The sequence below is a fragment of the Bradyrhizobium sp. WSM2793 genome, from assembly GCF_000379585.1.
GTDB lineage: Bacteria > Pseudomonadota > Alphaproteobacteria > Rhizobiales > Xanthobacteraceae > Bradyrhizobium.
The window spans coordinates 281067-298209 of the sequence record NZ_KB902813.1 but is presented as its reverse complement, the minus strand read 5'-3'; the positions used below and the strand labels follow the sequence as shown (position 1 = coordinate 298209).

Below are 17143 nucleotides of genomic sequence, written 5' to 3'. Positions count from 1 at the left end.
GCAAAACACCCGAGTCCTGGGTCAACGCCTTTGGGCAAAAATATTCCACTTTACCGAAATTCGGAAATCGCGTATGTGTCGCGGCATCCCGGCCCAACGAAGAGGGGCGTATCGCGATCGTCACGAACGCGGGCCGGGTTGCGGTGGACGTGGGTCACATCGGCGCTGAGGGTTTTGCAGGGCGGGCAACCGTGAGCAAGACCGTCGCGCACACGACCGGTGTGATCCGCGTACGGCAAAATCGTGTGGTCCTGGCGCCCGGGGTCTGTGCGCCAAGTCTTGCGGTGATGTGGCGGTCCAACCGGGCACGCGCATCAGTCATCCACAAGGCGACGGGGGCAATAGTGCAACGCTCCCCGGGGAGAGTACGACATAAGCCGTAAAGCCACTGCGCAGGGAAGGCCGGGATGCTCCGGTTGCCCTGTTATCCGCTATGCATGAAGCACACGCAATCTGCTCTTCGCATGGCGGTCGATGGGAGCCAACCGGCTCCCGGCCTTCCCTGCGCCCTCTTTCATGAGAGGGTGAGGCGACGAGCAAAGCTCGGGCGAGATGCGCCGCGAGGATGCGAAGCTGCGCCGCGCTGTCTGCATGTCGAAAGCGAATAAGGAATGCTGCCACAAGCTCTATCCATCACCGTCACCCTGAGGTGCGCGCACTGCGGCGCGGCAGCGACGCAGTGCAAGCCTCGAAGGGCGACGGCCCGGCTGCACCAGCTCGGCCGTTTATCCTTCGAGGCTCCGCATGCGATGCGCTCGCATCGCACGCCTCGCACCTCAGGATGACGGGATGGATACTGTCAGTGGGGAGAGATTGTGGATGGCTTGACTTCGCGCTCCGGCGGACAAGCCGCTCGCAATGACGATGTTGATGCAGCTCTGCGCCAAACTCCGCTCTCGTGCCCCGGACGCTGCGCAGCGCCACTTCGGCGGTGCGCTGCAGAGCCGGGGCCCATGTGGCTGCGAACCGCGCGGCCCTCTGGGTCCCGGCTCTGCGCAGCTGCGTAAGAACGCTGCAGCGCGTCCGGGACACGAGACTAACAAGTCCCTCCCCCAACCCCTCTTGCATCGGCGACGGGCCTTGTAACAAAACCGTCACGCAGCGAAACTAAACGAACCGGGGGCCGCGGGTTGCGGCCGAGCCGCCTCGCAGGGAGATTTCGATGCGCCGTTCACTGGTGTTGCTGTCCGCCGGACTGACAGTGCTATCCACCGGATTTGCGTCTGCCCAGAACAACACGCCCCGCAATCTGATCCTGTTCATTCCGGACGGTCTGCGCGCGCTGAAGGTCAATCCCGACACGGCGCCCGCCATGGCCGAAATCCGCGACAAGGGCGTCAACTTCAAGAATCCGCACTCGCTATTCCCGACCTTCACCATGGCCAACGGCTCGGCGATGTCGACCGGTCACTATCTCGGCGATACCGGGGTGTTTTCCAATACGATCTGGACCAACTACACGTCCGTCCCGGCCGGCGACACCGTGGTCCCCTTCATCGAGAACGATGCCGTGCTCGGTGACATCGACGAGCATTTTAAGGGCGACTACCTCAACGAGGAGACCATCCTGAAGCTCGCCCGCGACAAGGGCCTCAGCACCGCCGCGATCGGCAAGGTCGGCCCGACCTATCAGTTCGACCACACCGACAAGCCCGAGAAGGCCGGCCTGCATTCGGTCGTGTTCGACGACGCCACCGGCGGCAAGAACGGGGTCGCGCTGTCGGACGAGGTGAAGGACGCCCTGACCAAGGCCGGCCTGCCCACCACCACGCCGCCGCGCGGTGACAATTCCAAGGCGGGCGATGCCAAGACGCCCGGCACGACCGTCGCCAACGTCGCGCAGCAGGCCTATTTCGCCGACGTCGCCACCAAGGTGGTGCTGCCGATGTTCAAGGCGCGCAACAAGCCGTTCGTGCTGGTGTTCTGGTCGCGCGACCCCGATGGCAGCCAGCACAATACCGGCGACAGCCTCAACCAGATCATGCCCGGCATCAACGGCCCGACGTCGATGGCCGGCATCAAGAATGCCGACACCAACCTCGCCCAGCTCCGCAAGGCGCTGGACGAGCTCGGGCTTGCGGCCTCGACCAACATCATTGTCTCCGCCGACCACGGCTTCTCGACCATCTCCAAGGAAAGCAAGACCAGCCCCTCGGCCAAGGTCAGCTATGACGACACGCCGAAGGATTTCCTGCCGATGGGCTTCCTGGCGCTCGACCTCGCCAAGGCGCTCGACCTGCCGCTGTTCGATCCCAACGACAAGAACGCGAAGATCGAGGGCAACAAGCATCCCAAGGCCGGCAACGGCGTGCTCGGCAAGGATCCGGAAAAGCCCGACCTCGTCGTCGCCACCAATGGCGGCTCGGACCTCGTCTATCTCCCGAACAAGGACAAGAAGCTGGCGGCCAAAACCATCAAGGCGCTGCTCGCGCAGGACTACGTGTCCGGCCTGTTCGTCGAGGACTCGCTCGGCCGCTTCCCCGGCACCCTGCCGCTGTCGAGCATCAATCTGCGCGGCAAGGCAGCGACGCCGACGCCGTCGATCGTCGTCAACTTCCGCTCCTATGCCAGCGAATGCGGCGAGGCGCCGACCAACTGCTCGGTGCAGGTCGCCGACACCGTGCTGCGCCAGGGCCAGGGCATGCATGGCAGCTTCAGCCGCGGCGACACCATGAACTTCATGGCGGCGATCGGCCCGGACTTCAAAGCCGGCTTCGTCGACGAGCTTCCGGTCAGCAATGCCGACGTCGGCATGACGGCCGCCCGGCTGATGGGCCTAAGCGCGACACAGAAAGGAGAGCTGGCCGGCCGCGTGATGTCGGAAGCCATGCCCAACGGCACCGTACCGAAGGCGTATGCCGGCACGATGAAGTCCAAGCCCGCGGAGGGCGGCCTGACCACCGTGCTGAACTTCCAGCGCGTCGGCAGCCAGCGCTATTTCGACGCCGCCGGCTTCCCGGGCCGCACGCTCGGCCTCGAGCCGGACGGCGGCAAACAAAAAACGGCGGGGAAATAACCCCGCCGTTCAAATGCTCCTCGTCAGAGGCGCGAAATCTTACATGCCGATGTCGAAAACGTTCGGCAATTGGCCCGCCAGGGGCAGCGCGGTGGCGCCGAGGAAGGTCGCCACCAACGCCATCAGGCGGCGGTTGTTGTGGCGCTTGCCGCGCATCTGGCCGGCGATCCACTCCAGCATCTCGCTGTTGACCTTGGAGGCATAGGACGGGGCCCAGCTCTCGATCTCGGCATCGGCCGACAGCGCGACGCTGCGCGGCGGCACTTTCAGGCCCGAGGCGCTTGCAGCATAGTGTGCAACCGCCTTGGCGAGCAGATCATCGAAGCGGCCGCCATCGGTGCGTTCAGTCGCGGCCTCGTTGATCTCGAACAGGACCTCGGCCTCAGCGCGGCTGACCGGCTGGTCGTTGACGGCGGTGGCGGTGAGGATGCGCGTGCACCAGGCGGTGTCATCGGCATCGAGCGAGCGGGAGAAATGGACCCGGCCCTTGGTCGTCGGGCCTTCGCCCGTGATCACGCCGTCGCGCACGATGGAGAGTGCATGGGCCGCGGTATCGCGGCAGGACGGTTCAAGGGACGGCGACTCAGCAGAGTTAGGCGCAGCGGCAGACATAGTTCACTTCCAGATTTCTTCTGATCGGCCAGCATTTTCATGCCGGCGTAAAGGGGTGGTTAACGATTCGATACGGGGATCGCGACTTTTCTAGATGGTTGCCAATTGGTCGCTGTCAGGACCGTTTTGGTTCTAGACGCGCCGGGCGGGCGTGATGGAAGTCATAAAAGGCATTATCGGGGCGAGCGAGACCGTGTGACCCCGGGTGGAGCTGTTTCGCCGCAGGTGCGGGTGTAACAATAAGTTGCTAGAAAATCGGCCCTTCAAGGAAGGAATTCACATTTTACTTTAACCGGTTCAGTTGGCGTTCACTTGGCGTTGCAAGACCCCTATAATGAGGGGAACGGCCACAGACAAATTCTCCAGTATATTCAATGTGATGAGGTAGAACCATGACACTCCCGATCGGCACCACCGCACCCGACTTCGAAGCCGAGACCACCGAAGGGAAGATCAAGTTCCACGACTGGATCGGCAACAACTGGGCGCTCTTGTTCTCGCACCCCAAGGACTTCACGCCGGTTTGCACGACCGAGCTCGGCGCGCTCGCCAAGCTGAAGCCGGAATTCGACAAGCGCGGCGTCAAGCTGATGGGCCTCTCGGTCGATCCGGTCGACCGCCATGCCAAATGGTCGGAAGACATCAAGGAGACGCAAGGCGCGGCTCCGAACTATCCGATGATCGGCGACACCGATTACAACGTCTCGAAGCTCTACGGCATGCTGCCGGCCGCGATCTCGGGCGATCCCCTCACCCGCACCGCCGCCGACAACCAGACCGTCCGCAACGTCTTCATCATCGGGCCGGACAAGAAGATCAAGCTGGTGCTGGTCTATCCGATGACGACGGGCCGGAACTTCCAGGAGATCCTGCGCGTGATCGACTCGCTGCAGCTCACTGCCAAGCATCGCGTCGCGACGCCGGCCGACTGGAACCAGGGCGAGGACGTGATCATCGCAGGCTCAGTCTCCAACGACGAGGCCAAGACGATCTACCCGCAGGGCTGGAAAGAGCCGAAGCCCTACATCCGCATCGTGCCGCAGCCGAAGTAACAACGAACTGTCATTCCGGGGCGGTCCGAAGCACCGAACTATGGTGCGCACTTGCGCACCTGAGAATCTCGATATCCCGGGTCTGGTCCTTCGGACCATCCCGGGATGACGGTGTCAGCCAGCGTCAGGCCGCCCGCACGCGGTCCAGAAAACCGTCGACCTCGGCCTTCAGATGCAGGCTCTCGCCGGACAGCGCCTGGGCCGAGGCGAACATCCGGCTCGAGGTCTCGCCGGTCTCGCTGGCGCCCTTGGCGGCGTGGCGGACGTTGACGGCGACATCGGCCGTGCCCGAGACCGCGGCGCGAACGCTTGCCACGATGTTGTGGGTCGCGCTTTTCTGCTGCTCGACCGCCGCCGAGATCGAGCCGGCAATGCCGCTGATGCGCTCGATGGTCTGGCCGATCGCCTTGATGGCGGCGACCGATTCCTCGGTCGCAAGCTGCATGCTGGCGATCTGGTTCGAGATTTCGTCGGTCGCCTTGGCGGTCTGGCCGGCCAGCGTCTTGACCTCCTGGGCCACCACCGCGAAGCCGCGACCGGCATCGCCCGCGCGCGCGGCCTCGATGGTGGCGTTCAGCGCCAACAAATTGGTCTGTTCGGCGATCGAGGTGATCAGCTTGACGACGTCGCCGATGCGGGCGCCCGCCTCGGAGAGCTGCGCGATGCGCTGATCGGTCGCCTCGGCCTGCTGCACCGCCTCGGCGGAAATCTGGTTGGATTCCTGCACGCGGCGGGTGATCTCGGAGATCGATTGAGACAGCTCGTCCGAGGCCGACGCCGCCGAACGCACGTGCTCGGAGGCGTTTTCGGACGCGCCTGCCGACTGCGCCGACAGGTCGGCCGTGGAGCGCGCGACGTCGGTCAGCTGCCGCGCGGCGCGCTCGAACTCGCCTGACGAGGCCAGCACCTTGTCGAGGATGCCGCCGACGCTGCCGCGGAACTCCTCGACGAAGCTGCGCAGGTCTGATTTGCGCTGCTCGGCCGCCGCAGCCGTGGCGGCCGCCTGCTCGCTGCGCATCCGCGCCCGCTCCAGCGAATTGCTCTTGAATACCGCGACGGTGCGGGCGATCTCGCCGATCTCGTCGGCGCGATCCTCGCATTCGATCGCAACGTCGCTCTGGCCGTTGGCAAGCGCGGTGAGCGAGTGCGTGACCGAGGTGAGCGGCCGGGTGATGCGGCGGACGACCAGCAGGGTCAGGACCAGCACCAGAAGCGCGGCGAGGCCCGCGGCCGCTGCCATGCTCTCGATCGCCTGGGCCAGCATGCTCTCGTACTGGATCATGGGGATGCCGACATAGAGAATGCCGACGACCTTGCCGGCCGCGTCCGCGATCGGGAAATAGGCAGTCATGAACGATTTGCCGAACAGCGTGGCCGGGCCCCTATAGGCCTCGCCACGGCGCAGCGGCGCCTGCCCCGGATGATCGGCGGCAAGCTGGGTGCCGACGGCCCGGTCGCCGTTTTCCTTTTTCACGTTGGTGGAACGTCGCACGAACTGCCCGCTCGCATCGTCGAACACGAACAGGGTCGCATTGCCGCCGACATAGGACACCGCGCGATCGACGATGGCGTGGTCCTTGAACTCGGGCATCTTGGGGATCTCGGCGCGCGCCACCGTGCCATCCTTCATCGTGATCTTGGCGGCCGGAACGGTCTCCGTGAAGGCCAGTGCCAGCGTGCGCAGGTTGACCTCGATGTCGCGCAAGGCGCGATCGTTGAAGGCGGATGTCAGCGACCAATAGCCGACGCCGACCACGAGCGCGGTGTTCACGCCGATCAGCAGCACGGCACATAGAACGGCCTTCGTGCCGAGCTTGAACTGCGGCAAGAACTTCAGAATCTTGGACATGAATGGAACAACCCCCGTAATTCCTGCATAATGGTGCAGTCGGCTTACGGCCGCATTAACGACAGTTCACACCGCCGCGCGCGGCATGGTTTCCAAATCGTAAACGAGGACACCCCTGACCACGTCGAGCGCGCCTGTCATCGTCTGGTTTCGCGATGACCTTCGTCTGTCCGACCATCCCGCCCTCCATGCTGCCGCGACAACCGGTGCGCCGGTGGTCTGGCTCTATGTGCTCGACGACGCTGTCGGGCGCCCGTCGGGCAGCGCAGCACGCTGGTGGCTGGCGCAGTCGTTGCGGGCGCTTGGCGCCGAGATTGCCACGCGCGGCGGATCGCTGATCCTGCGCAGGGGACCGGCGGCCAAGGTCGTCGCAGAATTGGCCCGCGAAAGCGGTGCCCGCGCCGTCTACTGGAATGGAATTGCGCAGGCGCCGCATCAGGCGGTTGAGCGGCAGCTCGAAGCCGCACTGGCAAAGCTTGGCATCGACTCGCAAGGCTTCCCCGGCGATCTCCTCGTCCCACCCTCGGCGATCCGCAACAAGGAGGGCCGGGGCTTGCGCGTATTCACGCCGTTCTGGCGGCGCGTGCTGTCGCTCGGCGATCCACCCAAGCCCTTGCCTGCGCCGAAGCAGCTGCGCCCTGGTCCAAAGATCGCCAGCGATCGCCTTGAAAGCTGGCAGCTCGAGCCGACCAGCCCGGATTGGGCGGGCGGCCTGCGCGGGACATGGACCCCGGGCGAAGCCTCCGCGCGGGCCCGCCTGCGCGACTTCCTCAAGCACACCGCGCGCCGCTATGTCGGCGATCGCGATCGGCCGGATCGGGACGGCACCTCAAGCCTGTCACCGCATCTGCGCTTCGGCGAACTCAGCCCGCGCCAGGTCTGGCACGCGGCGCGCTTCGCTGCGGATGAAGATCCGGCGCTCGGGCCCGGCATCGAAAAGTTCCTGAGCGAGCTCGGCTGGCGGGAATTCTGCCGTCACCTGCTCCACGATCATCCGGACCTCGCGAGCGAAAACCTGCAGACGAACTTCGACGGCTTCCCCTGGAAACGCGATCCCAAGGCGCTCGCCGCCTGGCGGCGCGGCCGCACCGGCTATCCGATCGTCGATGCCGGTCTGCGCGAGCTCTGGCACACTGGGGTGATGCACAACCGGGTCCGGATGGTGGTGGCGTCGTTCCTGGTCAAGCACCTCTTGATCGACTGGCGCGAGGGCGAAGCCTGGTTCTGGGACACGCTGGTCGACGCGGATGCCGGCAGCAATCCCGCCAACTGGCAATGGGTCGCCGGCTGCGGCGCCGACGCGGCGCCCTATTTCCGCGTGTTCAACCCGCAGCTCCAGGGCGAGAAGTTCGATCCGGATGGAACCTACGTTCGGCGCTGGGTGCCGGAGTTGAAGGACATGCCGACTAAGCTGATCCACCGGCCCTGGCAGGCGACGCCAATCGAGCTCGCGAGCGCGGGCATCACGCTCGGCAAGACCTATCCGCAGCCGCTCGTCGATCATGCCAAGGGACGCGAGCGTGCGCTCGCCGCCTACGCAAAGATCCGCAAAGGTTGAGCGCTGCTTTGACACAATTTCGAAACCCGCTATCGTCATCGCTCCAATCAAACCGCGGGGGACGCAATGGACGACGACAAGCCGATCACCGAACAGGCGATGGAGACAATCACTACAGCCGTGGAAGCGACCAAGGACGCGGCAGTCACCGCCGTCAAGAAGGTCAGGAAAGCCGCCAAGAAGGTCGCGAAGAAAGTAGCGCCGAAGAAGGCCTCCAAGAAGAAGGCCAAGAAAGCCTCGCAGAAGAGTTCGAAGAAGGCTGCAAAGAAGTCGTCGAAGAAGGCGGCCAAGAAAACTGCAAAGAAGGCCGCGAAGAAGACCGCCAAGACAACGGCCAAGAAAGCCACCAAGTCGAAAAAGAAGGCTCGGAAGGCCAAGCGCTGATCGGGGCGCTCGAGCAGGTCTCCGGGTGCGTGCGCGCCCGGAGACAAGCCCGGGATACCCTACCCCCGCGGCCTGGATGCGCGCCGGCCCGGGTGATGCTCTCCCTTCGGATCACGGAATTCGCTGCGATGACCGCGGCGGTCCTCGGCCTTGAAGCGCCGCCGCTTTTCCGGTGAGCCGAACTGCTTGATCAGCCGCCTGCCATTGACCTTCTTGATGACGTAGCCACCCTCTGTCATCGAGAATGGCGCCTTGAGCGATCCCATATGGTCGAATTTTGTGCCGCGGGGATGCTCGAAGGGCTCGAACCAGGACGGATAGACGAAGTTCGACATCGGGAAGCCGTTGACGAGAAAAGAGTCCTCCTCCACGGCGTCGCAGACCTCATAGGCATATTGGGTGTGGCGGGTCTTGTCGGCCCACAGATTGGCCATGGGATCCAGCACCATCTCGAACAGCTCGTGCGATGCCGCCAGGCTGACGGGCTCGTCGCCCAGCGCCTTGACGAAGATCTTCGAGATCGGCTGCCCGCGATGCGTTAGCTCGTGCCGTCCGAGGAAGTTCTTGTGGGTGGCGTCGTCAAAATAGACGAGCTGCCAGTCCGTCGGCTTCGGCTTGTGGGTGACGTCGAGATCGATGGGGTAGCCCCAGACGGGGAGGAAATGCTCGTCGTAGCATTTCTGGAGCGCGGCTGTGAGCTTGGCCATCATCCGGTCGCTCATCATCTCCTCCGCGTAGTTGATGCAGGCAATCCGGACCGGTCTCAACGACCTGCCGAGCAGCGCGCGCCTAGCCTTCTTCATGAAAATCACCGTGTGAATGTGAAGCTGAAATGCGTTCAGCCTAACATGAACCTGCCGCGCACGTCAGGGATGTATTCCAACGCCCGCTCCATCCGCCTAGAAGCGCCGGTTGACCACGAACACCGCGGCCGCGCACATCCCCATGCCGGCAATCGCCAGCGCGTCGAGCTTCTCGCCGAACAGCAGATAAGCCATCAGCGCGGTCACGGCGGGCACCAGATAGAACAGGCTCGCGACCGAGGTCGCCGCGGCGTGGCGGATCAACCAGTACAACAGCCCGATCGATCCGATCGAGAGCGCCACCGCGAGCCAGCCGAGCGCGAGCACGAACTCCCGCGTCCAGTGCACCACGCGGTCTTCGAACAGAAAGGCCCCGATCGCGAAGAAGATGGTGACGGACACATATTGCACGAGATTGCCGGCGCGCCAGTCGATCTGGTTGCAGTAGCGGCGCTGGTAGAGCGTGCCGAGGGTGATGCTGATCAGGGAGACGACCGAGGCAAGCCAGCCGAGCCCGGCTTCACCGGTCATGGGACGGTTGTGCAGGATCAGCACCACACCGCCGAGCCCGAGCACGAGCCCGGTCCACTGCACCGGCGTCACCTTCTCGCCGAGCCAGCGGTTGGCGATGGTCGAGGTCAGGATCGGCTGCAGGCCCGGAATCAGCGCGGAGAGCCCGGCCGGGATCGAATGCGCGATCGCGATCGCGGTGCCGCCGAGATAGAAGCCGTGGACGAGAATGCCGGCGACTGCGCTATGCGCGATGCCGGTGCGATCAGGCCATTTCGGCCGCGCGATCGCCACGATCATCGCCATCAGGCCGACCACGATCGCCATGCGGATGGCGAGATAGGTCAAGGGATCGGCATTGTTGACGACGTATTTGGTGCCGATGAATCCGGTGCTCCAGAGCAGGACGAACAGGATCGGCGCGGCGCGGGCGGTCAGGGCTTCTTGATTATGGTTCATTGCCGCCCTCATTGCCCCACCGGGGGTTATGCGGCAATGCGAATTTCGTGCGGACGATGCTGCGATGCGACGGACGTTTGCGGCTCAGCTCAGCCGCTCACCATTCTTCCGGACAGGGGTCGATGATCTTCCAGAGCTCGACGCCGTTCTTGATCTTCTTCATGTCGGTGGTGAGCCCGCCATTGCGGCGGATCCAGTCCTTCACCTTGTCGGGGTAGTAGGACATCAGGTCGGAAGTGCCCTCGGAGCTGGTGACCTTGATGCCGAAGGTGAAGGCCTTGTCGTAATAGGCCTGGTGAAAGCCGAGGCTTGCCCGCGGCGTCACGCAGATCTTGTTCATCGGCACGATGCCGAGCACCAGCGTGCAGGCCGAGTTGCAGATGCCGTCGATGATGACGCGCTCGCCCTTCTCGCGGACGCGCTTGTACTTGGTCTTGTATTCCTCGACATAGCCGCCGTGGTCGCGGGTGATATGCAGCTCTGCCCGCGCCGGCGTGGCGGCGGCGATGGAGAGCAACAGCAGGCTCAGAAGCGTGATGCGCATGGCGGCGTGACGGCGAAAGCCTTCAGGAATGGACCGGCCTCGCAGGACCCGCGAAATGAGCCCCTGGGCCGGCAACAGGATTCTTAACCGAATAGTCTTTGGTCATACTTGTGTGGGGAATTCGTTAAGCATCCCGAAAAGGCCAAAAATGGGCAGCCTTCGACCGCGTGTCGGGCAATTCTGTCACACCCACCCGGGAATCTGCGGGATGAGCCCCGATTTCCGGGCGCCGGACGGGTGCCCTGGAGGTGCGAAGTGGCTATAGATGGCTGACCACTTCGCGCGGGTTCCGGAGAATCGAGATGAGCAAGTTGACGCTTGTAGCCGCGGTTGCTGCCCTGTCGGCCGCAATCCTAGCCCCTGGCCTCGCGGAGGCGCGGGGTCATCACCGGCACTACCGCCATTACGCCAATCCGCTGCCCTACCCGATCAGCTATCTGCACAATTACGGCCCCGGCATCACCCCCGGCACTTTCGCCTTTTACGACGGCCCGTCGACCAACCATTGCTACCAGAGCGCGGCCGCCTATGTCGGCCAGGACCGCCGCCGGCACCCCTGCTACTGAGGGGCGCTGGCGCGGCCTCTGCGGGCGCCTCTATTTGGCGGCGCCCGACAGCAGCAATTGCTTTTCGATCTCGTAGACCGGCAGCTTGACGAGGTCCTTGCCGACCTCGGCCCGCAGCGCCTTGCGCATGACGTCCGAATAATCGGCGCGGATCATCCCGAGCGCGCGCGGTGAGGCTACCATGGTCAGGGCCGTGGTCTCGCCAGAGCTGACAGCCGCATCGAGCCGGCCGGCAAGGCTGCGCAGGAAGGCGCGCTCGGCCTCATCGTGCCAATCGGTCTGCTCGGCCGAGCTGCGCACGCCGCCGGCAGCGGCATGCAGGCGGCCCGGCGCGTCGCTCCCTTGCGCGCTGGTCAGGGGATTGGGCTGCTCGTGCACCTCCCTGGTGTGAAGGTTCGGAAACATCTCGTCGCCGAGGTTTTCCAGAATGAGCGCCTTGCGCCCATCGCACACGACCAGCCAGCCGCCCTTGTCTAATCTCATCTTGTCCATTGCACAGCTCCAAGCAACCTGTGAGCCCGCCCTTCGAATTCGTCGAAGGCTGGCCACGCGACAAGACTACGAACGAAGCCCCGACGGCGAATTGCGCAGGATCAAGAACCGCATCGATGTCCTGCGGGGCCATCGCAGCGCGGGCCGCAGCATTGGTCACTCGCGCGAACCTGGGATAGTCTGGCGGGGTCGAGGTCAGCCTGCGGCGGACCGGCTGAAGATTTGTTCATCAGCATTACATTTCGGTTCCGCCACAATTTGATCAGAACAACTTCGATATCCTGGATCGCGTCAGCGGAGGAAGACATCATGAATCTCAAGATCGGCCTCGTCGCCGCAAGCCTGTTCGGCGCCATGTTCGGTGCTTTGGCGACAGCGCCGGCGGCGTCTGCCATGCCCATCGCGCCCGCGCCTGCAACGCTGCAGGCCTCCGGCATCGAGCAGGTCCGCATGGTCTGCGACGCCTGGGGGCGCTGCTTTTGGCGTCCGAACTACTATGGGTATTACGGGCCGCGGCCGTATTACGGCCCCCGGTATTATGGGCCGCGCTATTACGGTTACGGTCCACGCTATTATGGCCCACGCTATCGCCGCTGGTGACATCTGAAGGGGCCCTCGGGGCCCCTTCGCTTTTGCGAGATCATTCCTTGCGCCGTCATCGCCGGCCTGGAGCGATTCCAAAACTGATCCAGATCAAAGATGAAATCGACCCGCACCGTCATTCTACGGTGATGGCGGACTTGATCGTTTTCCGATGCCCCCAGACGGGCATGAACGTACAGACGGATCTTGAGAAGCAGCTGAGGCAGGAGAGACGGAGCTTTGCATCCTTCGCCTGTCCCGCCTGCACACGGCTGCATTTCATCGACCTCGCCTCCGGCCAGCCGATGAGCCGGGAACGTTGATGGTGGCATTGATCTGACGGACGTCATGGCATGACGTCCGCAATACTACGGCCTGAAATTCGGTTTACTGAAACGCGATGTTTCGCCATTGATGGCGGTGTATCGACGTTCATTTGATTGTCACATTTCAGCAGCCGGCCAGACCCATGTTGTTCGACGCCCTCGCTCCGTCCTCCGCCCTTCAACTGATCGGCTTTGCCGACGTCGATGCGTTTCGGCCTATCGAAACGATGGAGGACGCCAGAAGCATTCCGCTCGACATTCCGAACTTCGCCGCGGCCCGCGCCGTCGTCTCCCTGCCGGCGTGCCGCATCATCATGATGAGATCGTTCGCGCGCATCCTCGACACCGCCTATCGGATGCCGGGCGGAATGGTGATCCTGTCCATGACCGACGACCTCCAGGTCAACTTCAAGGGCTTGGATCTCGACGCGCGCTTCTTCGTGACGCTCCGCGGCAACGATGAATGCCACTTCGTCGAGCCTCAGACCAATCATCATGCAATGATCATCTTCTCCCCCGAGCTCAGAGACCGGGGCTGGTTCGATCAGGCCGACGATTTGCGGGCTCATGTCGCGAACCGGCCTGCCCTGCTCCACACAAGGCAGCTCCTGCTCGACATCCTGCGAACCGCCTCAATGCAGCCGCTCCTGTTCGAGACCACCGAGGCGGCGGCCCATCTGCAGGAAGGCCTGCTGCTCGCACTCGACGATCTGTTTCAGATCGATTCGATGTCGGATCGGAGCGCCTCGATCCGGGGCGAGCGTTCGATCAAGCTCGTGGAGCGGATCGACGATTACCTCGCGGCCCATCCGACCGTGCCGATCTATACCGCCGATCTCGCCGGCGAGTTCGGCGTCTCGATCCGCACCCTCGGCGGCGCGGTCAGCAAGGTGCGTGGCATGAGCCTGCACCAGTACATTCGCCTCAAGCGGCTGTGGGCGACCCGCGCCCGCCTGCTCAAGGGCGGCGGCGCCACCGTCGCCATATGTGCGCGCGCGCAGGGCTTCCATCACATGGGCGAGTTTGCCGCGGCTTACCGCGCGACGTTCCACGAGGCGCCCTCCGACACGCTGGCCCGCGGACGGCAAGGCGGCGTCTCGTCATTCTGACCGACGCGGCAAGCCCTCGCGAGGCTGCGCGGCATCAGCGCCGTTCTGGAACATATCTGGAACGCCAATGAGATGATTGGCGCGCTCGGAAGGATTCGAACCTCCGACCCTCGGAATCGAAATCCGATGCTCTATCCAGCTGAGCTACGAGCGCCCTGGCCCGGACACCGGGCCACAAACCGAGACTTGCCGGACCGGCAGCTAACGAGCCAGCACACCGGACGGCGGTTCGGATGGGTTCGAATTAGCAGAGAGGCCGACCAATAAAAAGCCCTCCCCGCCTCGTTTCGAGACGGATCGAAGGCGCTCTCACCATGTGGTGTTGAAGAGCCCGAAATGCGGCTGCTGAGCGACCAGCATCATCGGCCGTCCCTGCTGCGGCGCCGGATGCGTCCTGGCGACCTTGCGCTTGGGCTGAACCGGAGCCTTGGCGGCGGTATCAGTCTTCAGCGGCGGCGTGAACTGGGCGAAGGTCTCGCGCACCCGCGCCTTGGCTGACTGCTCGGCCAAGGCCGCCGACTGGGCCTCCTGCACGGGCGGCTGGGGAGCCACAACCGCGGCGGTCTTCACAGCCGGCGCGGCAATCGTCGGCTGGCTGGTGTCGAGCACGACGCGCTCAGGCAGGTGCCGATCGGACCGGATTCGGATCAGGGGCTGATCGTTGCTTACGGTCGCAACGGCTTGCGCCACGGGCGCCGCCGGGAAAGCGAAATTCACCGCGAACAACAGTGCAAGCAAAGCTCCACCGACAAAGGTGAAATATCGAAAGATGGGCATTGGCCGCGCTCCGCCCCCCGCATCCCCGCGTGGGCTCTCCGCCTCAACAGGCGATCTCTTATTTGGTTCCTGGCCCAGCCCTTCGGTTCAAATGGCGACGCGAGGTTTTTTCGCCAAGGACCAACACGGACCAATGAGGGTAACTTTTCCGCTACCGGAACATTCCGCCGTTAAGCACGGCGTGCTGCAACCAGCGAGCATTTCGCCTGATCGGCATTCACGTTGATGAAGCCCACCGGGATATGCGCAAAGGTCTTGCGGCTCTTCATGCTGACCGGATCCGCCAGCATGCGGCTGCGGTTGGTGAGATGACTGCCGTCGCGCCGCGCAAACGCGCAGATGATCTCGACATCCTTTACGGCATAGTCATTGTCGTTTCGCAGCGTGAACGTCACCAGGGCTCTCGAGCCAAGGCCGCCGCGGCGCCAGGTCTGCGATGAAATCCTGAGACGACCGAGGTCTGCCATCGCCGGTGCCTGGGCTTCCGAGACCGGCGACAACGCTGCGGCCGCATCGGCCGAAGGAGCCGCCTCGACGGCCGCCAGCTCCGCCTTCACCGGCTCAGCACTGTTTCCCTTGGACAGAGGCAGCAGCATCCAGACGCCGCAGCCGACAATGATGGCCGCGATCAGCCACAGAAGGCTGCGGCCAAATGAGACGCTCGCAATTGTCACGGCCCGCGCCACTCGTTCGCCGGTCCCGGCGAAGCGCCTCAATCCGATCCGGTCGAGCCTGGCGTTCATGGTTGCATCACCGATCGCGGCCAAAGCCCATTCAACGACGGACCCCGCCACTGCTTACCTTAATCCGGAACAGGAACTAAGGTTCCCGCGCAGTTGCGAATCGGCAAGGACGGTGGCGATCACCGCCCGCCGCCGCTAACATGCGCTGCAACATCGCCGAAGGCCCGTTGGGAGAATTGAAATGCCAGTCGTCACTTGGGATCACGTCCATCTGCGCAGCCCCGATCCGGAGGCCACGGCGGCCTGGCTGCGGGACATCCTCGGTGGCGAGATCGTGCATGCGTCGGGACGGATCGACGTGAATCTGGGCGGCGCCAGGATCTTCATCGCGCCGCTCGAGGGCGACAACGCCGTCAACCCGCCGCCTCCGCACCCGCATCAGGGTCTCGACCATTTTGGCCTGACGGTGAAGGACATCGACGCCGTTGCGGCCGAGATCAAGGCCAAGGGCGTCACGTTCACGCGCGAGCCGACCACGATCCGGCCCGGCGTGCGCATCTGCTTCATCCGCGGCCCCGAAGGCATCTCCATCGAGCTGCTCGAGCGCGACAAGAAATACACCTGATCCGGCGAGCGCCTCACCAGAGGCGACACGCAGCCGGCGCGGCTACGTCATGCTGCCGGGCATGAAGCAGCGAATGCTGACGCCCATATAGCCGTAGATCGGCCATACCATGGTGCGCCCCACCCGGTTGGGCTCGGATATCAGGGCTTCCTCGGGAACGTTGACCCAGACGAGTTCCTGCGGCTGCCCTTCGAGCCTGGAGCCATAGCGCGGGAGGCGGACACGATAGTGCCCGTCCTTGCTGTCCCAGTCGGTGTCCGCGAGCGCCGAACCGTCGGCATCGGAGCAGCATGGCCCCTTGCCGCTGCGCAGGCCGTCGAACCAGGCCTTCAGATCGGCATTGGTGTTGACGAACTGGCCGCGGTCGCGCGCGTGCCCGAAGGGGGCTGCGAGTGCAACCAGGACCAGGGCGCCTGCCAGCCGCGTCACGCTTCGCCAGCGTGTTGCGCTGCTGGAACGCCGTCGTTCGCTTTTGCAATTGGTGGGACGCGCACTGTACAGACGCGGCTCATCGCCGCCGGAATCGATCCAGTTGCTCATCGTCTTGCTCCAGCACCCCGCGGCCAGTGCAACAATTGTTATGCATTTCGCGGGCCAACCCTGATTCGCAGGCGGCCGGCCTCGCCTCACCATCAGACCGTCATGACGGCGTCACGCACAAGCCGGGACAACTACGGCTCGCGGCGGCAACTTCCCGTGGTCGGCCGGCAAACTGCCGCGTTGCGCGAGAGGATGCGCTTTGGCATAAAAGCGGGACCGGTTACGCCATTGGGCGATGGCGGCCGGCCTGCGGGACGTTATGAAAAACGGTCTCTACTCGATTCACGTGACCCTGCTCGATGGTCGAGCCGGCAAGGGCAGCGGCGTGATCCTTTTTCGCGACGGCAAGATCCTTGGCGGCGACGCCTACCTCTATTACACCGGCAGCTACGTGGTGAAGGACGACACCACCTTCAAAGGTGAGGTGCTGGTGCAACGACACACCTCGCCGCGCGGCGACGACAATCCGCTGTTCGGCGGTCCTGCTCCCGTGGGTATCGGCGTCAGCGGGACCTACACGGACACGCGCGCGGAAATGACGGGCACGGCGCTGGTCGGCAAGGCCAGCCTGATTTTCGGCGCAACGCTGCACAAGCTTGCTGAAGCTGATTAGGAGCATGATCCGGAAAAGTGTGCTGCGGTTTTCCGAAAAGATC

General features: G+C 64.1%; 19 protein-coding genes and 1 tRNA gene. 10 read left to right on the top strand and 10 right to left on the bottom strand.

The genetic code is table 11. The features are described 5' to 3' along the window. The first annotated feature begins 1162 nt into the window (after positions 1 to 1162). Positions 1163 to 3016 (top strand): alkaline phosphatase family protein, encoded by a 1854-nt coding sequence (locus A3AS_RS0136155; protein ID WP_018322335.1) that lies wholly within the window; start codon positions 1163 to 1165, stop codon positions 3014 to 3016. 39 nt (positions 3017 to 3055) lie between these two features. On the opposite strand, the gene A3AS_RS0136150 is transcribed toward A3AS_RS0136155, so the two are convergent. Next, the gene (locus A3AS_RS0136150; RefSeq protein ID WP_018322334.1) at positions 3056 to 3628 is read right to left on the bottom strand and encodes a hypothetical protein; all 573 of its coding nucleotides are present in this window, start codon (positions 3626 to 3628) and stop codon (positions 3056 to 3058) included. A 392-nt stretch (positions 3629 to 4020) separates the two neighbouring features. Here A3AS_RS0136150 and A3AS_RS0136145 point away from each other — a divergent pair, with 392 nt between their 5' ends. Continuing rightward, positions 4021 to 4680, top strand: coding sequence for a peroxiredoxin (locus A3AS_RS0136145; protein ID WP_018322333.1), 660 nt, complete (start codon positions 4021 to 4023; stop codon positions 4678 to 4680). Positions 4681 to 4804: 124 nt separating this feature from the next. Here A3AS_RS0136145 and A3AS_RS0136140 read toward each other — a convergent pair whose 3' ends face one another. Beyond that, the gene (locus A3AS_RS0136140; protein ID WP_018322332.1) at positions 4805 to 6529 is read right to left on the bottom strand and encodes a methyl-accepting chemotaxis protein; all 1725 of its coding nucleotides are present in this window, start codon (positions 6527 to 6529) and stop codon (positions 4805 to 4807) included. 166 nt (positions 6530 to 6695) lie between these two features. On the opposite strand from A3AS_RS0136140, the gene A3AS_RS0136135 reads away from it, so the two are divergent. Together A3AS_RS0136135 and A3AS_RS44235 are read left to right on the top strand one after the other, a co-directional pair. After that, entirely contained in the window at positions 6696 to 8087 is a 1392-nt protein-coding gene (locus A3AS_RS0136135; protein ID WP_245283355.1) for a deoxyribodipyrimidine photo-lyase, read from the top strand. Positions 8088 to 8153: 66 nt separating this feature from the next. Beyond that, the gene (locus tag A3AS_RS44235) at positions 8154 to 8471 is read left to right on the top strand and encodes a hypothetical protein (protein ID WP_018322330.1); all 318 of its coding nucleotides are present in this window, start codon (positions 8154 to 8156) and stop codon (positions 8469 to 8471) included. A 59-nt stretch (positions 8472 to 8530) separates the two neighbouring features. Here A3AS_RS44235 and A3AS_RS0136125 read toward each other — a convergent pair whose 3' ends face one another. The 3 genes from A3AS_RS0136125 to A3AS_RS0136115 form a co-directional block, all read right to left on the bottom strand. Next, positions 8531 to 9274 carry a hypothetical protein gene (locus A3AS_RS0136125; protein WP_018322329.1) on the bottom strand — a complete coding sequence of 248 codons (744 nt, stop codon included), beginning with the start codon at positions 9272 to 9274 and terminating at the stop codon, positions 8531 to 8533. A 96-nt stretch (positions 9275 to 9370) separates the two neighbouring features. Then, positions 9371 to 10243 (bottom strand): DMT family transporter, encoded by an 873-nt coding sequence (locus A3AS_RS0136120; protein WP_018322328.1) that lies wholly within the window; start codon positions 10241 to 10243, stop codon positions 9371 to 9373. A gap of 97 nt (positions 10244 to 10340) precedes the next feature. After that, complete coding sequence (locus tag A3AS_RS0136115) at positions 10341 to 10787, bottom strand: hypothetical protein (RefSeq protein WP_018322327.1); 447 nt, start codon at positions 10785 to 10787, stop codon at positions 10341 to 10343. Between the two features lie 302 nt (positions 10788 to 11089). Between A3AS_RS0136115 and A3AS_RS0136110 the strand changes: the two genes are divergently transcribed. Continuing rightward, positions 11090 to 11353, top strand: a complete 264-nt coding sequence (locus tag A3AS_RS0136110) for a hypothetical protein (protein WP_018322326.1) — start codon at positions 11090 to 11092, stop codon at positions 11351 to 11353. A gap of 30 nt (positions 11354 to 11383) precedes the next feature. Here A3AS_RS0136110 and A3AS_RS0136105 read toward each other — a convergent pair whose 3' ends face one another. Beyond that, positions 11384 to 11845, bottom strand: a complete 462-nt coding sequence (locus tag A3AS_RS0136105; RefSeq protein ID WP_026202722.1) for a host attachment protein — start codon at positions 11843 to 11845, stop codon at positions 11384 to 11386. 309 nt (positions 11846 to 12154) lie between these two features. Here A3AS_RS0136105 and A3AS_RS0136100 point away from each other — a divergent pair, with 309 nt between their 5' ends. The 3 genes from A3AS_RS0136100 (at position 12155) to A3AS_RS0136090 (ending at position 13862) form a co-directional block, all read left to right on the top strand. Next, positions 12155 to 12445 (top strand): hypothetical protein, encoded by a 291-nt coding sequence (locus tag A3AS_RS0136100; protein ID WP_018322324.1) that lies wholly within the window; start codon positions 12155 to 12157, stop codon positions 12443 to 12445. 47 nt (positions 12446 to 12492) lie between these two features. After that, positions 12493 to 12750 carry a hypothetical protein gene (locus tag A3AS_RS46875; protein ID WP_198293755.1) on the top strand — a complete coding sequence of 86 codons (258 nt, stop codon included), beginning with the start codon at positions 12493 to 12495 and terminating at the stop codon, positions 12748 to 12750. A gap of 146 nt (positions 12751 to 12896) precedes the next feature. Then, positions 12897 to 13862 (top strand): AraC family transcriptional regulator, encoded by a 966-nt coding sequence (locus A3AS_RS0136090; protein WP_018322322.1) that lies wholly within the window; start codon positions 12897 to 12899, stop codon positions 13860 to 13862. Positions 13863 to 13939: 77 nt separating this feature from the next. Here A3AS_RS0136090 and A3AS_RS0136085 read toward each other — a convergent pair. From A3AS_RS0136085 to A3AS_RS0136075, 3 genes are all read right to left on the bottom strand, one after another. Next, positions 13940 to 14016: transfer RNA gene (locus tag A3AS_RS0136085), tRNA-Arg, on the bottom strand. Positions 14017 to 14171: 155 nt separating this feature from the next. Then, entirely contained in the window at positions 14172 to 14639 is a 468-nt protein-coding gene (locus tag A3AS_RS0136080) for a hypothetical protein (protein ID WP_018322321.1), read from the bottom strand. A 170-nt stretch (positions 14640 to 14809) separates the two neighbouring features. Continuing rightward, complete coding sequence (locus tag A3AS_RS0136075) at positions 14810 to 15382, bottom strand: hypothetical protein (protein WP_049815084.1); 573 nt, start codon at positions 15380 to 15382, stop codon at positions 14810 to 14812. A gap of 181 nt (positions 15383 to 15563) precedes the next feature. Here A3AS_RS0136075 and A3AS_RS0136070 point away from each other — a divergent pair, with 181 nt between their 5' ends. Then, positions 15564 to 15947, top strand: coding sequence for a VOC family protein (locus tag A3AS_RS0136070; protein WP_018322319.1), 384 nt, complete (start codon positions 15564 to 15566; stop codon positions 15945 to 15947). Between the two features lie 42 nt (positions 15948 to 15989). Here A3AS_RS0136070 and A3AS_RS0136065 read toward each other — a convergent pair whose 3' ends face one another. Then, positions 15990 to 16487, bottom strand: coding sequence for a hypothetical protein (locus A3AS_RS0136065; RefSeq protein WP_018322318.1), 498 nt, complete (start codon positions 16485 to 16487; stop codon positions 15990 to 15992). Positions 16488 to 16746: 259 nt separating this feature from the next. Here A3AS_RS0136065 and A3AS_RS0136060 point away from each other — a divergent pair, with 259 nt between their 5' ends. After that, on the top strand, positions 16747 to 17100 hold the full coding sequence (locus A3AS_RS0136060) for a GrlR family regulatory protein (RefSeq protein ID WP_026202721.1): 354 nt from the start codon (positions 16747 to 16749) through the stop codon (positions 17098 to 17100). Positions 17101 to 17143 lie beyond the last annotated feature (43 nt).

What these genes read in the sequence shown, in the direction of transcription:
- A3AS_RS0136105 (WP_026202722.1), bottom strand. Translation starts at nt 11,845, where the DNA reads ATGGACAAGATGAGATTAGACAAGGGCGGCTGGCTGGTCGTGTGCGAT.
- A3AS_RS0136120 (WP_018322328.1), bottom strand. Translation starts at nt 10,243, where the DNA reads ATGAACCATAATCAAGAAGCCCTGACCGCCCGCGCCGCGCCGATCCTG.
- A3AS_RS0136075 (WP_049815084.1), bottom strand. Translation starts at nt 15,382, where the DNA reads ATGAACGCCAGGCTCGACCGGATCGGATTGAGGCGCTTCGCCGGGACC.
- A3AS_RS0136155 (WP_018322335.1), top strand. Translation starts at nt 1,163, where the DNA reads ATGCGCCGTTCACTGGTGTTGCTGTCCGCCGGACTGACAGTGCTATCC.
- A3AS_RS0136090 (WP_018322322.1), top strand. Translation starts at nt 12,897, where the DNA reads ATGTTGTTCGACGCCCTCGCTCCGTCCTCCGCCCTTCAACTGATCGGC.
- A3AS_RS0136070 (WP_018322319.1), top strand. Translation starts at nt 15,564, where the DNA reads ATGCCAGTCGTCACTTGGGATCACGTCCATCTGCGCAGCCCCGATCCG.
- A3AS_RS0136060 (WP_026202721.1), top strand. Translation starts at nt 16,747, where the DNA reads ATGAAAAACGGTCTCTACTCGATTCACGTGACCCTGCTCGATGGTCGA.
- A3AS_RS0136140 (WP_018322332.1), bottom strand. Translation starts at nt 6,529, where the DNA reads ATGTCCAAGATTCTGAAGTTCTTGCCGCAGTTCAAGCTCGGCACGAAG.
- A3AS_RS44235 (WP_018322330.1), top strand. Translation starts at nt 8,154, where the DNA reads ATGGACGACGACAAGCCGATCACCGAACAGGCGATGGAGACAATCACT.
- A3AS_RS0136065 (WP_018322318.1), bottom strand. Translation starts at nt 16,487, where the DNA reads ATGAGCAACTGGATCGATTCCGGCGGCGATGAGCCGCGTCTGTACAGT.
- A3AS_RS0136125 (WP_018322329.1), bottom strand. Translation starts at nt 9,274, where the DNA reads ATGAAGAAGGCTAGGCGCGCGCTGCTCGGCAGGTCGTTGAGACCGGTC.
- A3AS_RS0136080 (WP_018322321.1), bottom strand. Translation starts at nt 14,639, where the DNA reads ATGCCCATCTTTCGATATTTCACCTTTGTCGGTGGAGCTTTGCTTGCA.
- A3AS_RS0136100 (WP_018322324.1), top strand. Translation starts at nt 12,155, where the DNA reads ATGAATCTCAAGATCGGCCTCGTCGCCGCAAGCCTGTTCGGCGCCATG.
- A3AS_RS0136150 (WP_018322334.1), bottom strand. Translation starts at nt 3,628, where the DNA reads ATGTCTGCCGCTGCGCCTAACTCTGCTGAGTCGCCGTCCCTTGAACCG.
- A3AS_RS0136145 (WP_018322333.1), top strand. Translation starts at nt 4,021, where the DNA reads ATGACACTCCCGATCGGCACCACCGCACCCGACTTCGAAGCCGAGACC.
- A3AS_RS0136110 (WP_018322326.1), top strand. Translation starts at nt 11,090, where the DNA reads ATGAGCAAGTTGACGCTTGTAGCCGCGGTTGCTGCCCTGTCGGCCGCA.
- A3AS_RS0136115 (WP_018322327.1), bottom strand. Translation starts at nt 10,787, where the DNA reads ATGCGCATCACGCTTCTGAGCCTGCTGTTGCTCTCCATCGCCGCCGCC.